Source organism: Amycolatopsis ponsaeliensis (assembly GCF_030182635.1).
Lineage (GTDB): Bacteria > Actinomycetota > Actinomycetes > Mycobacteriales > Pseudonocardiaceae > Amycolatopsis > Amycolatopsis ponsaeliensis.
Map to the genome: position 1 here is coordinate 106,290 of NZ_JAPZLD010000010.1, position 12,766 is coordinate 119,055.

The window sequence follows — 12,766 nt, forward strand, 5'->3', positions numbered from 1 at the left end:
TGAGCGGATTGACAACCATCACCGCGGGAGCTGACGGACAGAACGTGAAAGCGGCGGGACCGTGCCGGGTCTCGGCACGGCCCCGCCGCCGGATCAGGGGGTCAGCAGGACTGCTTGTAGAAGTACTGCGAGTTGGCGTCCATGTCCGCCTTGGTGATCGAGTGCAGCTGCGCGGTCAGGTTCCGCGTCACCGGCTTGCCTTCGATGGCCGCCACGGCCTGCTGGACGCCCTGGGTGCCGATCGAGGCCGGGTCCTGGGCGATCAGGGCCTGGTACTGGCCGTTCTTGAGGCCCTCGACCTCCGACGGGCTGGCGTCGAAGCCGATCAGGTTCACCGCGCCGACCTTGCCCGCGTTGCGCAGGCCGGTCGCCGCGCCTTCACCGGTGTTGAGGTTGGTCGCGAAGACGCCGATGAGGTCCGGGGTCGACGACAGCGCCGCCGTCACCTTGGCCGCGGCCTGCTCCGGCTCGTTCTGGGTGAACTGGACGCCGATCGACTTCAGGTTCGGGGTGTTCTTCAGCTCGTCCTCGAAGCCCTTCACGCGGGCCGCCGTGGTGGACGTGCCGGCGACCGTGTCGAGCACCAGCACCGAGCCGCTCTTGCCGTTCGCCAGCTTGGCCATCGTCTGGGCCGCGAGCTTGCCGCCCGCGGCGTTGTCGGAGGAGACGGACGACGCGGCCACGCTCGTGTCCTTCAGCGAGGTGTCGACCTCGACGATCTTCGAGCCGCGGGACTTCACCTGCTGGATCGGCGCCAGCATCGCGGTGTCGTCGGTCGGGGCGATGAGCAGCGCCGCCGGCGGGTTCGAGCCGAGGGCGTTGACCAGCTGGGTCTGCAGGGGCGCGTCGAACTTCTGCGGCGCCTGCGTGGTCAGTTCGTAGCCGAGCTTCTTCGCCTCGGCCTCCGCGCCGCACTGCAGGGAGATGTAGAACGGCTCGGCCTGCACACCCGGGATCAGCGCCAGCTTCTTGCCGCCCACCGGCTGGGTCGAGTCACCGGACCCGGTCTGCCCGACCGTGCCGGACCCGCACGCGGTGAGCAGGGCGGCGGCGGAGACCACGGCGCCCATGGCGGTGAGAGTCTTGGTCAGCTTCATTCGTAAGCACCTCTTTGTACTCGGGGGAACTCAGCGGGAGTTGCGGCGACGGCGGCGCTGCTGGTCGAACCAGACCGCGGCGACCAGGACCCAGCTGACGATGAACATCTGCCAGAAGTCCTGGACGTGGATGATGTTGAAACCCTTGCGCAGCACAGCGGGGATGAAGACGCCGATGACCGTGCCCAGGATCGTGCCGACCCCGCCGAAGAGGCTGGTCCCGCCCATCACGACCGCGGCGATGGCGTTGAGGTTGTCGGTGGTGTGCCCGGAGATGGTCGTCGAGTTGTAGTAGGCCAGCGAAAGGAACCCGGCGATCCCGGCCAGGAAGCCGGTGAGCGTGTAGACCTTCAGCAGGTGCGCGGTGACGCCGATGCCGACCCGCCGTGCGCCTTCGGCGTTGGAGCCCACCGCGAACGTGTACCGGCCGAACTTCGTGGTCCGCAGCAGCCAGGCCCCGATCACCGTGATCACGATCGCCACGATCACCAGGTTGGGCACCACACCGAAGGAAGTGCCGTAGCCGAGGGTCTGGGTGAGCTCGGTCGGCACGGTGCGCAGGTCCGAGCCGCCGTTGAGCAGGTAGGCCGTGGCCAGCGACGCCCCCATCGTGCCGAGCGTGACGATCAGCGGCGGGAGCTTCGCCAGCGCGACGAGGGCGCCGTTGATCAGGCCCCAGATCGTGCCCGTGACCACGGCGACGACGAGCCCGACGACGATCACGCCCCAGCCCGCCTTCGACGCGTCGCCGCCGGACAGCGCCTCCATCGTCTTGCCCCCGACCATGCCCGAGAGGATCAGCACCGAGCCGACCGAAAGGTCGATGCCGGAGGTGATGATCACGAACGTCATGCCGACGGAGAGGATCAGCAGGACCGAGGACTCGATGAACAGCGTCTGGAAGGTGAACAGCGTCGGGAAGGTGTCCGGCGCGATCACGCTGAACAGCACGACCAGGGCCAGCAGGACCAGGCCGATCCAGAACGTGTTGGCCTCCAGCAGGCGCTTGCCGAGCGGCCGCTTGCCGAAGCCGGCTTCGGGCGTTTCCTGGATGTCCTTCTGCGCGGGGCTGGACACGCTCACGCCGCCTCCTCTTGCACGAGTGCGCCGGTCATGGCGGCGACGAGGTCCTCGAGCTTCGTGTCCGGCCCGGTGAACCGGGCGACGCGCTTGCCGAGCCGCAGCACCTCGACGCAGTCGGCGACCGACAGCACCTCGGGCATGTTGTGGCTGATCAGCACGACGGCGATGCCCTTGTCGCGCACCTTCTTGATGACGTCGAGCACGCGTTCGCGCTGCACGACGCCCAGTGCCGCGGTCGGCTCGTCCATGAACACGACCTTGGACGCCCACACGACCGAACGCGCGACCGCGACGCTCTGGCGCTGCCCGCCGGACAGCGAGCCGATCGGGACGTCGGTGCTCTGCAGCGTCACGCCGAGGCGCTGGAACTCCTCGACGGCCTGTCGCCGCATTTCGGCCTTGTCGAGCATGCCGAGCTTGCCGAGGATGCCTTTGCGGTGGATCTCACGGCCCAGGAACAGGTTCGCGGCCGGGTCGAGCTCCGGCGCGACGGCCAGGTCCTGGTAGACGGTCTCGATGCCCAGGCGCCGGGCGGTCGTCGGCGAGTCGAAGTGCACCTCGGCGCCGTCGAGGAGGATCTTCCCCGACGTCGGCTGTTCCGCGCCCGAGAGGCACTTGACCAGGGTGGACTTGCCGGCGCCGTTGTCGCCGATCAGCGCCGTCACCTCACCCGCACGGGCCTGGAAAGCCGCGCCGCGCAGGGCTTCGACCGACCCGTAGTGCTTCGTCAGGTCGATCGCTTCCAGCAGGATTTCGCTCATCCGTGCCTCTCTTCCGGCGCCGGCGGCCGGCAGCGGATCACCGTCGCCGTGCCGGACAGCTCGGTCTGGCCGGCGTCGAACGGCACGACGTAGGTGTCGCCCTTCGCCAGCGCGTGCTCGCCGCCGTGCTCGGTGCGCAGGGTGCCTTCGCCGTCGAGAACGACGAGCACCGCGAACGACGGGTCGAGTGACAACGTTGTCGTCTTGTCCGTACGCAGCTGGTCGGCTCGGAAGAACCGCTCCGATCCGCCGGCCAGCAGGTCCACTGTGGACGCGTGGTCGCCCGCGGTGCGCTTGATGATGCTCTCCAGGCGCCCGGCGTCCCAGCCCGAAGTGTCGAGTGCCTCGATGGCGGTGTCGAACCCGATCCCGAGGTGGCCCTTCTCCGGCGACGCGAGGAAGTCACGCCACTCGATGGTCAGCGAGAAGTCCGTCGGCTGCTGCAGCTCGACGACGAACACGCCCTCGCCGATCGCGTGCGGCAGCCCGGCCGGGATGTAGACGGTGTCGCCCGCGGTCACCGGGACGCTGTTCAGCGCGCCCAGCATCGACGGCACGTCCTGCTCCCGCGTCCACTCGGACACGGTCGCCTTGGACAGCGTCTCCTTGAAACCGGGGTAGACGCGCGGGTCGTCGCCGTAGGTGCCGACCACGATCCACGCCTCGGTCTTGCCGAAGTGCGAGTCGAAGTGCTGCTTCGCGAAAGCGTCGTCCGGGTGGAAGTGCACGGGCAGCCGCTGGCCCGCGTCGAGGAGCTTGACCAGCAGCCCGGTCGACGTCCCGAGTGCCTCGACGTGCTTGGCGCCGAGCCAGCCGTTCGGGTTCGCGACGACGGCGTCACGCAGCCAGGCGCCGTCCGGGAGCCGGGTCAGGCCGTTGGTCTCCTGGCCGAACATGGTGCTCACCGAGGCGACCCAGTCTTCCGGGCCGAACTTCTTCTCGGAAGACGCTCCGCGCAGTGCCGCGATGGCGTCGCCGCCGCGGTAGAACTGCGGCGGCTGGTTGGCGGGGAGCCGGAGGGGTTCGAGGGTCACGGGGCGACCTCACCGGAGCCGCGGGCGACGAGATGCACGGGCAGGACTACCTTTCTGGGCGGGGACTGATCTCCTTGGACGCGGGCGAAGAGCAGCTCGGCCGCGGCGTGACCGAGGGCGCTCACGTCGTGCGCGACGACGGTGACCGGCGGGTCGAGCAGGTCCGCCAGCTCGAAGTCGTCGAAGCCCACCATCGCCGGGCGCTGCTCGGCGTGGGCCAGTGCGCGCAGCACGTGCACGGCGACCCGGTTGTTGCCGGCGATTACCGCGGTGGCCGCGTCCGGGCCGTGCAGGAGGCGCTTCACGGCGTCGCCGATGTAGTCCTGCGTCGGCGTCCGCATGGAGACCAGGGACTCGTCGTAGGAGATCCCGTTGCGGACGCAGCCCTCGCGGAACCCGCGCAGGCGCTCGGCCGCGGTGAAGATGTCCGGGCTGTCGCCGAGGAACGCGATCCGCCGGTGGCCGTGCGTGGCCAGGTGGGTGACGGCCTCGATGGTGCCGCCGAGGTTGTCGACCAGCACGGTGTCGGCCACGATGTCGCCGGCCGGGCGGTCGATGAACACCACCGGAGTGCCTGCGCGCATCTCCGGCACCAGGTAGCCGTGCTGCAGGCCGGCCGGGACGACGAGGATGCCGTCCACCCGCCGCGCGCAGAACTCGAGGACGAGCTCGCGCTCGCGGTCGGAGTTCTCCTCGGACGAGCCGGTGAGCACCTGGCGGCCGAACGACGTCGCGATGCGCTCGACCGCGCGGTTCAGCTCGGAGTAGAAGGGGTTGCCGACGTCCTCGACGATCAGCCCGATGGTGCCGGTCGTCGACCCGCGGCGCAGGTTGCGCGCGCCCAGGTTGCGCCGGAACCCCAGCTGCTCGATGGCCGCCATGACCCGCTCGGCGGTGTCCGGGTGCACCGCGGGTTCGTCGTTGACCACACGCGAGACGGTCTTGATGCTGACGCCCGCCAGCCGGGCCACATCGCTCATGGTGGCCCGCCTGCTCGCGGTGCGCGGTGCGCCGTCGCGGTCCCGGCCGGGAGGAGACAACGTTGTCATAGTGACCGGGATTGAACGCCACCTGCCCGTGGGTTGTCAACGGTCTGCGTGCGGATTGTGCCGATTCGGCTACTGACGTCGTAGGTCAGACGGCTGATCTTGCTGTCCCGAAGTGGACAGGTCTTGACGGGACCCTTGACTGCCTGGTGAGCCGCTGCCCAAGGTGGCCCGGTTCGACCGACTGCGCGACAAGGTTGTCATGACACCGTTTCTGGTCGCGCTGATGAGGTGAGAGGCGATGGCGATGGCGCGAGTGCGCTTCAGAGCCGGTTTGGCTTTCCTGACATTGGCGGTGACGGCAGCGGTGGCTCCCGCTGTCCCCGCCGCGGCCGCCCCGGCGACGGACTTCGCGAAGTGGGTCAACCCCTTCGTCGGCACCCGTCCCGGTGGCGCCGACCACGGCACCGGGGGCGGTGCCGGCAACACGTTCCCGGGCGCGGTGGCGCCGTTCGGCATGGTCCAGTGGAGTCCGGACACCGTGAAGTCCCAGCCCGGCGGGTACTTCTACGACGACAACGCCCTGACCGGGTTCAGCCTCACGCACCTTTCGGGCGCGGGCTGTTCGACCTATCAGGACATTCCGTTCATTCCGTACGTCGGTGAAGTTTCGACATCCCCGGCGACCGACCCGTCGCACTACACGTCGAAGTTCTCGCACGCCAACGAACACGCGACGGCGGGCGCCTACGACGTGACCCTCGACAGCGGCGCGAAGGTCGAGCTGGCCGCGACCCAGCGCACCGGCTCGGCGCGGCTGACCTACCCGGCCGGCGCGTCCTCGACGCTGCTGGTGAACACCTCCGGCTCGGTCAACGGCACCGACGACGCGTCGATCACCATCGGCAAGGACACCCTCAGCGGCTGGGCCACCAGCGGCCGCTTCTGCGGCGCGAAGAACAGCTACCGAGTCTACTTCTCGGCCAAGTTCGACACGCCGTTCAAGTCGATCGGCACCTGGAAGAACGGCGCCGTGACGCCGGGCAAGTCCGCCGAAACCGGCGGTGCGAAGGCGAAGGTCGCGCAGCCCAACGGCGTCGACGCGTCCATCGCGCGCCCGGCCAAGGCCAAGCAGCAGGACACCACCGTCAGCGGCCCCGGCAGCGGCGGGTACGTCACCTTCGCCAACCTCAACGGCGCTCAGGTGAACGTCCAGGTCGGACTGTCCTTTGTGTCCGTCGACGGCGCGAAGGCCAACCTCAAGGCCGAGAACACGAAGAAGTCGTTCGACACCGTGGCCGCGGGCGCGCGGAAGGCGTGGAACGACCAGCTCGGCAAGATCGCCGTCACCGGTGGCTCGGACGCCGATACGACGACGTTCTACACCTCGCTGTACCACTCGCTGATCCAGCCCAACGTCTTCTCCGATGTGGACGGTCAGTACCCGGGCTTCGATGGGCGGATCCACAAGGCCGACAAGGGCCACGCGATGTACACCAACTTCTCCGGCTGGGACATCTACCGCTCGGAGGTTCCCCTCCTGGCGACGATCGACCCGAAGGAGACGTCGGACATCGTCCGGTCGATGATGGCCTACGCCGAGCAGGGCGGGTCGTGGGACCGCTGGACCGTGGCCAACGACTACACCGGCGTGATGAACGGCGACCCGTACCACATCATCGTGTCCAGCGCGTACGCGTTCGGCGCGCGTGACTTCGACGCCCAGAAGGCGTTGCTGCTCATGATCAAGGGCGCCACCCAGCCGACGCAGGGCTACACCGAGCGGCCGGGCCTCGACGACTACCAGAAGCTGGGTTACGTGCCGGGCGCCGGCGCGGACACGCTCGAGTACACCAGCGCCGACTTCTCCATCGCCCAGTTCGCGAAGCGGCTCGGTGACAGCGCGACGTACACGACGTTCATGAAGCGCGCGCAGAACTGGCAGAACCTCTACAACCCGGGTACCGGTCACCTGCAGCCGCGCAACGCGGACGGCTCGTTCGCCGGAACCTACGACCCCGCCAGCTCGCAGGGCTGGGTCGAAGGCAACGGCGCGCAGTACGAGTGGATGGTGCCTTACGACCTCGGCGGCGTCGTAACGGCGTTCGGCGGGAACACCGCGACCCAGTCCCGGTTGGACACCTTCTTCACCGACCTGAACGCGGGCACGCAGGAGCCGTACGCCTTCATGGGCAACGAGCCGAACTCCAACGCGCCGTACGTGTATTCGTACGCGGGCGCGCCGGCCAAGACCCAGTCGATCGTGCACCGCTCGATGGACGAGCTGTACAACCCGCGTCCCGAAGGCCTGATCGGCAACGACGACCTCGGCCAGATGTCGGCCTGGTACGTCTGGTCCGCGCTCGGCATCTACCCGGAGATCCCGGGCCGCGCCGAGACGCTGCTCGTCACGCCGCGCTTCGAGCACGCCGTGCTCACCACCGGTTCGGGCAAGAAGGTCACTATCAACGCGCCGGGCACCGGCGACTACGTGGGCAGCCTGAAGGTCAACGGCGGCGCGGCCGCGAAGGCGTGGCTGCCGGAGACGCTGATCTCCAGCGGCGGCACGCTCGACTACACGCGCTCCGCCACGGCGACCGCGTGGGGCAGCGCGACGGCCGACGCACCGCCGTCGTTCCGCGAGCAGGAGAAGCCGAGCCTGTCCTTTGTGGACCCGGCACGCGCGGTGACGCCCGCGGGGGCGACGTCGCAGGCGTCGGTCGGGGTTCAGGACCTCTCCGGCACCGCCCGGACCTGGACCTACACCGCGGGCAGTGTCGACGGCATCACGCTGACGCCGGCGTCGGGCAGCATCGCCGTCCCGGCGGGCGGCAAGGCCAAGGCCGACCTGACGGTTTCGGTCCCGGCCGGGCTGGCCGACGGCGCCCGCCGCATCCCGGTGACGTTCTCCGCGCCGGGCGTGGCTTCGTCGCAGGCGGTGCTGACGGTGCTCGTGGCCCAGCCGAACAGCTGGCTGGCCACGGTCGACAACGCCGGGATCTCCCCGGACTCGAACTCGGGCGCGGCGAACTTCGACGGCGGCGGCTGGAGCTACTCGGCCGACGCGCTGGCCGCGGCCGGCGCCACCCCGGGCGGCACGGTCACCAGTGACGGCATCAAGTTCACCTGGCCGTCGTTCCCGGCCGGCGACCCGGACAACGTGGTCGCCGCGGGCCAGACGGTGAACGTGTCCGGATCCGGCCGCCTGGCGTTGCTCGGCTCGGCGTCCAACGGCAACGCGTCCGGCACGCTGACGGTGACCTACACCGACGGCAGCAAGTCCACGGCCACCATCGGCTTCTCCGACTGGACCCTCGGCGGTGGCGGCGCGCAGCCGGCGTTCGGCAACCGGATCTTGCTGTCGACGCCGTACCGCAACGCCGCGGGCAGCGACCCGCAGCAGATCCGCACGATGGTGTTCGGCACCAACCCGATCACCCTGGACGCGGGCAAGACGGTGGCGAGCGTGACGCTGCCGGACAACGTCAGCGGTGGCGCGCTGCACGTGTTCGCGATCGGCGTCGGCGCGTAGTTCCCGAAGACGGAACGGCCCCCTCCCGCGCCGGGAGGGGGCCGTTCCGCGTCCGCGGGGTTGGCCGGTTCCGGCCAGTGTCATGCCCCATTCGGACGCATACGCGCGATCATCGCTCGGCTACGTTGGGCACGCCCCAGGGGGAGCGGAGGTGGGGGTCGATCGTGCCGGTTTCGCAGGAGCCACTGGTATTCCCGGATGTCGAGCAGGCCGTCGCGGCGTTCGTGCGCGCACGGCCGGAGCTGTCCGGAATCCCGGTGGGATCGTCGGTGCCGCCGGACTTCGACGGGACCCAGCGCGCCGTGGTGCTCACCCGGCTCGGTGGTGTCTACCTCGACGACGACCGGCTCGACAACGCCGAAGTGCGGCTGGATTCCTACGGGCCGGGCAAGACCGCCGCGCAGGCGGTCGCGCTGGCCGTGCGGGGTGTCCTGCCGCTCCTGAACGCACCCGGCAGCGGGACGGTGTTCTCCGACGTGGCCGAGCTCCAGGGGCCGTGTTTCGTGCTCGACCGAAGGTTTTCCGACGCGAACCGGTACGTCATGCGGTACCGGTTCGTCGCTCGGGTCGAATCCAGACCGGCCTGACCGGCCGGGCGGTGCAGTGGGAGGGCTGCTGATGCCAGGACTGAACGCCAGCGAGATCCGGGTCGCCGGAACCGGAGCCGTCTACGTGGCTCCGGCGCACACGCCGATGAACTTCACCGGGGAGTGGGCGGCGCCGTGGACCGACCTCGGCTACACCACCGCGGACGGGGTCAAGTTCGTCAAGAAGGACAAGCTCGACCCGGTGGACACGTGGCAGTCGGTGGCCGCGATCCGGTACGTCTTCAGCGATCGCGACTTCTCGGTGAAGTTTTCGCTGCTGCAGATCAACAGTGACACCCTGCAGTTCTTCTTCAGCTCGCCCCCGACGGCGGGCGGCGTGTACAACATCGCCGCCGCGCCGAAGGTGGACGAGCGCGCACTCGGCATCGAATTCTCCGACGGCAACGTCAAGAACCGCTTCTACATCCCGCGCGGCGTGGTCACCGAGACCGACGAAACCGCGATCACGCGGACGTCGGCGATCAAGCTGGGCGTGACGTTCACGGCGATGACGCCGATCAGCGGTGATCCGGAAACACTGGCGCAGTGGTCGATCAGCGGGACGGCCGCCGCGGCGGCCGGGACGTCCGAGTAACGGGGGAACGCACCACATGGCGAAGTACGACGTCAACGCCGCTCGGGCCCAGCGCCTGGAAGCACTGGGGGAGCGCTGGGAGTTCGAGCTCGACGGCGACACCTTCAGCCTGCCGACCGAGCTGCCGAGGGACGCGGTGAGCGCGCTGGCCGCGCTCGATCCGTCCGACTTGGACGGTCTGCTCCAGGTCCTGCTCGGCGACGAGCAGTTCAAGCGGCTGGACGACCACTCGCTCAGCGTCCAGGACGTCCAGGCACTGCTGGAGGCCTACGGTCGCGACACCGGTATGGCGCTGGGGGAATCCTCGGCCTCGACGCGCTCCTGAGCGAGCACGGCGAGGCCGTCGAAGCCGACCTGCTCCGGTTCTACCGGGTCGACCTGCTCGACTACTACCGCGGCCGGCTGTCGCCGCGGCGGCTGCGGGTGCTCATCCGGCACCTGCCCCGCGAGTCCGCGTTGGTGCGCGCGCTGCACGGGGACGCGGCCGAGTGGGGCCTGACCGAGCACCTGCTCGCCGGCGCCGTCGACGAACTGGCCGTCGGCAACTGGCTGTTCGTCACGGCCAACTCCGGCGAGCAGGCCGATGCACCGCCGCGCCCGCGTCCGGTGCCCCGGCCCGGGGCCGAACCGGAGCCGGACACCGCGGCCACCCCGGCCGAGATCGCCGCGTTCTTCGGCGCGCCCGCACGAGGAGGTGACTGATGCCCGAAGCGACTTCCGCCGTCACGGGCGCGCAGGCGCAGACGAACGCCTTGGTGGCCGGCATCCAGAAGTCGATCACCGACGCCGTCGCCGGCGCCGCGAACAAGATATCCACGAAGTTCGCCGAGCGTGTCGACAAAGAGCTCGCCGAGATGACGACGAGCTTCAAGGCGACGCACCCGGCGGTCACCCAGGCCGTCACCGACGTCGTCGGCTACACGGACGCGCTCAAGACCACGTCGGTCGCGATCCGGGACAGCGCCAAGCAGCTCAAGGAGACGAGCGCCGCGGTCAAGCAGCTGCCGGCGTCCATCCGGGACGTCCGGACCGGCCTGCGCGACAGCGCGACGGAGGCGGCGAAGCTCGGCCGCGACCTGAAGCAGATGGTCGCCGGCGTGCCCGGCATGGTTCGGGACCTCGCGACCGCCATGAAGACGAACCTGATCCAGGGCTTCAACGCCGTGCGTCAAGGAGCGGTGCAGGGCGCGAAAGCCGTGCTCGACTTCGCCAAGTCGACGTTCACGTTCTCGAACATCCAGAAGGCCGCCGCGGCCATCACCGGGATCTTCAAGACCGCCGTGCAAGGGCTCGGCAACGCCTTCCGGGCCAACCCGATCGGGTTCGTCGTCACGATCATCACCCTGCTCGTCGGGGCGCTGATCCTCGCCTACCAGCGAAGTACGACGTTCCGGAACATCGTCAACGCGGCCTTCAACGCGGTCCGGTCCGTCGTGACCGCCGCGATGGGCAAGGTCCGGGAGACCATCTCCGCTGTCTGGCCCGCGGTGTCCAAAGTGGTCCAGGTCGCGGCCAAGCTGATCCGCGACTACGTGAGCACCTACTTCGGCGCACTCCGCAAGGTGGTCGAAACCGTGTGGAACGCGGTGAAGACGGTCGTCACCGGCGCGGTGAACACCGTGGTCGCCACGGTCAAGGGCGTCGGCAAGGTGGCCGGCATCGTGAAGGGCGCCTTCGACCAGGCGAAGTCGGCGGTGAGCGGGGCGCTGTCCGGCATCGTCGGCTTTGTGAAGGGGCTGCCGGGCCAGATCGTCAAGGCACTCGGGAACCTGGGCCGGACGCTCTACGACGCCGGCCGGTCGCTGATCGACGGCTTCCTCAGCGGCATCCGCGACATGGCGGGCAGCATCGTCTCGACGTTGAAGAACTCTGTGATCGACAAGATCCCGGGCCCGATCAGGAAGGCGCTCGGCATCCAGTCGCCGTCGCGGGTGATGGCGCAGATCGGGACCGACATCGGCGCCGGGCTCACCACGGGCATCGACTCGACGCGCGACCGCGTGGCCGAGGCGATGACAAAACTGGTGCCCCTGCCGAGGTCGGCGACCATCGCGCCGGCGCTGGCGAACCTGCGCACGACCCTCGCGGCCACGGTGACCGGCCCGCTCGCGCGCACGGCGCCGGTTGCGGCCGGCGCGGTCACGGTGAACGTGCACCCGCGGGCCGGGCAGTCGGAGTACGAGATCGGGCGCATCGCGGCCAGGGAGGTGGCATGGGCGGCGAAGCGGTGACCCTGGTGCAGCCGGTGTACGAAGTGGACGGCTGGGCGGCCAACACGATCGACGCCGACGGCGTCGAATGGTGGGTGACCAAGGAGGACGGCTGGTCCGGCGGGCCGGGGGTGCGGCTCGAGCTGTCCGACCGGCCCCAGCGCGACGGAAGCTTCGACGCGCCTTCGTTCCGGTCGGCGCGGGTGATCACCCTGGAGGGAACGGCGATCGCGCCGGACGAGTGGGTTCGCGAGCGGGCGAAGGATCGCTTGGCTGCCCTGCTCGCGGACGGTTCCGGGTTGACACCGCTGGTCGTGGCGGAGCGCACGGTGCGCCGCACCGCACTGGTGCGGCTGTCGTCGGCGATCAAGATCGTGGACACGACGCCGGTGAGCTTCGACTGGTCGGTCCAGGTCACCGCCCCGGACCCCCTCCGCTACGGCGACCCGCACGACGCGACCTGCGGGCTGCCCCGGCCCGCTCGGGGTATGGCCTTCCCCGTGCGGTTCCCGCTGGTGTTCGGCCAAGGCGAAGGCGGCGTGCTCGCGTTGGTGAACTCCGGAACCGCGACCGTGCGTCCGGTGTGGACGATCACCGGGCCGTGCGATCAGCCCGTGATCCGCAACGACTCCACCGGCGAGCGGATGGCGTTTTCGCTCAGTCTCGCCGAGGGCGACGTGCTGACCGTCGACTCCGCCGCGCGGACGGTGTTCTTGGGCGAGGCCTCTCGCCGTGCCGCGTTGCTCCCCCGGTCGAAGTGGTTCGGGCTGCCGCCCGGCAGCACGACGATCGGGTTCGAAGCTCTCGACAACACCGCGACAGGCAAGCTGACCGCCCACTGGCGCGACGCGTGGATCTGAAGGAAAGCAGGGGGAACGGCG

The 12,766-nt window shown here is 69.6% G+C and carries 12 protein-coding genes; 7 read left to right on the top strand and 5 right to left on the bottom strand.

The features are described from left to right. Positions 1-101 precede the first annotated feature (101 nt). The 5 genes from QQ657_RS17025 to QQ657_RS17045 are packed head-to-tail and all read right to left on the bottom strand — an operon-like array spanning position 102 to position 4,955. The gene (locus tag QQ657_RS17025; protein ID WP_284743122.1) at positions 102-1,097 is read right to left on the bottom strand and encodes an ABC transporter substrate-binding protein; all 996 of its coding nucleotides are present in this window, start codon (positions 1,095-1,097) and stop codon (positions 102-104) included. A gap of 30 nt (positions 1,098-1,127) precedes the next feature. Next, positions 1,128-2,180, bottom strand: coding sequence for an ABC transporter permease (locus QQ657_RS17030; protein ID WP_284743123.1), 1,053 nt, complete (start codon positions 2,178-2,180; stop codon positions 1,128-1,130). After that, positions 2,177-2,941, bottom strand: coding sequence for an ATP-binding cassette domain-containing protein (locus QQ657_RS17035; RefSeq protein WP_284743124.1), 765 nt, complete (start codon positions 2,939-2,941; stop codon positions 2,177-2,179). The genes QQ657_RS17030 and QQ657_RS17035 overlap by 4 nt, the downstream gene beginning before the upstream one ends. Continuing rightward, positions 2,938-3,975 carry a class I mannose-6-phosphate isomerase gene (locus QQ657_RS17040; RefSeq protein WP_284743125.1) on the bottom strand — a complete coding sequence of 346 codons (1,038 nt, stop codon included), beginning with the start codon at positions 3,973-3,975 and terminating at the stop codon, positions 2,938-2,940. The genes QQ657_RS17035 and QQ657_RS17040 overlap by 4 nt, the downstream gene beginning before the upstream one ends. Continuing rightward, on the bottom strand, positions 3,972-4,955 hold the full coding sequence (locus QQ657_RS17045; RefSeq protein WP_284743126.1) for a LacI family DNA-binding transcriptional regulator: 984 nt from the start codon (positions 4,953-4,955) through the stop codon (positions 3,972-3,974). The genes QQ657_RS17040 and QQ657_RS17045 overlap by 4 nt, the downstream gene beginning before the upstream one ends. Before the next feature lie 307 nt (positions 4,956-5,262). Here QQ657_RS17045 and QQ657_RS17050 point away from each other — a divergent pair, with 307 nt between their 5' ends. From QQ657_RS17050 to QQ657_RS17080, 7 genes are all read left to right on the top strand, one after another. Further along, on the top strand, positions 5,263-8,493 hold the full coding sequence (locus QQ657_RS17050) for a GH92 family glycosyl hydrolase (RefSeq protein WP_284743127.1): 3,231 nt from the start codon (positions 5,263-5,265) through the stop codon (positions 8,491-8,493). Positions 8,494-8,657: 164 nt separating this feature from the next. After that, the gene (locus QQ657_RS17055; RefSeq protein ID WP_284743128.1) at positions 8,658-9,080 is read left to right on the top strand and encodes a hypothetical protein; all 423 of its coding nucleotides are present in this window, start codon (positions 8,658-8,660) and stop codon (positions 9,078-9,080) included. Positions 9,081-9,111: 31 nt separating this feature from the next. Further along, the gene (locus QQ657_RS17060) at positions 9,112-9,675 is read left to right on the top strand and encodes a phage tail tube protein (RefSeq protein WP_284743129.1); all 564 of its coding nucleotides are present in this window, start codon (positions 9,112-9,114) and stop codon (positions 9,673-9,675) included. Positions 9,676-9,691: 16 nt separating this feature from the next. Further along, positions 9,692-10,000, top strand: coding sequence for a hypothetical protein (locus QQ657_RS17065; protein ID WP_284743130.1), 309 nt, complete (start codon positions 9,692-9,694; stop codon positions 9,998-10,000). A 98-nt stretch (positions 10,001-10,098) separates the two neighbouring features. Beyond that, the gene (locus QQ657_RS17070) at positions 10,099-10,377 is read left to right on the top strand and encodes a hypothetical protein (protein WP_284743131.1); all 279 of its coding nucleotides are present in this window, start codon (positions 10,099-10,101) and stop codon (positions 10,375-10,377) included. Continuing rightward, positions 10,377-11,906, top strand: a complete 1,530-nt coding sequence (locus tag QQ657_RS17075) for a phage tail protein (protein ID WP_284743132.1) — start codon at positions 10,377-10,379, stop codon at positions 11,904-11,906. Before QQ657_RS17070 ends, QQ657_RS17075 begins: the two co-directional genes overlap by 1 nt. After that, on the top strand, positions 11,888-12,745 hold the full coding sequence (locus QQ657_RS17080) for a phage distal tail protein (RefSeq protein WP_284743133.1): 858 nt from the start codon (positions 11,888-11,890) through the stop codon (positions 12,743-12,745). Before QQ657_RS17075 ends, QQ657_RS17080 begins: the two co-directional genes overlap by 19 nt. Positions 12,746-12,766: the final 21 nt, after the last annotated feature.

Coding starts and splice junctions, on each gene's coding strand:
- QQ657_RS17050 (WP_284743127.1), top strand. CDS start 5,263: ATGGCGATGGCGCGAGTGCGCTTCAGAGCCGGTTTGGCTTTCCTGACA.
- QQ657_RS17080 (WP_284743133.1), top strand. CDS start 11,888: ATGGGCGGCGAAGCGGTGACCCTGGTGCAGCCGGTGTACGAAGTGGAC.
- QQ657_RS17075 (WP_284743132.1), top strand. CDS start 10,377: ATGCCCGAAGCGACTTCCGCCGTCACGGGCGCGCAGGCGCAGACGAAC.
- QQ657_RS17035 (WP_284743124.1), bottom strand. CDS start 2,941: ATGAGCGAAATCCTGCTGGAAGCGATCGACCTGACGAAGCACTACGGG.
- QQ657_RS17025 (WP_284743122.1), bottom strand. CDS start 1,097: ATGAAGCTGACCAAGACTCTCACCGCCATGGGCGCCGTGGTCTCCGCC.
- QQ657_RS17065 (WP_284743130.1), top strand. CDS start 9,692: ATGGCGAAGTACGACGTCAACGCCGCTCGGGCCCAGCGCCTGGAAGCA.
- QQ657_RS17045 (WP_284743126.1), bottom strand. CDS start 4,955: ATGAGCGATGTGGCCCGGCTGGCGGGCGTCAGCATCAAGACCGTCTCG.
- QQ657_RS17060 (WP_284743129.1), top strand. CDS start 9,112: ATGCCAGGACTGAACGCCAGCGAGATCCGGGTCGCCGGAACCGGAGCC.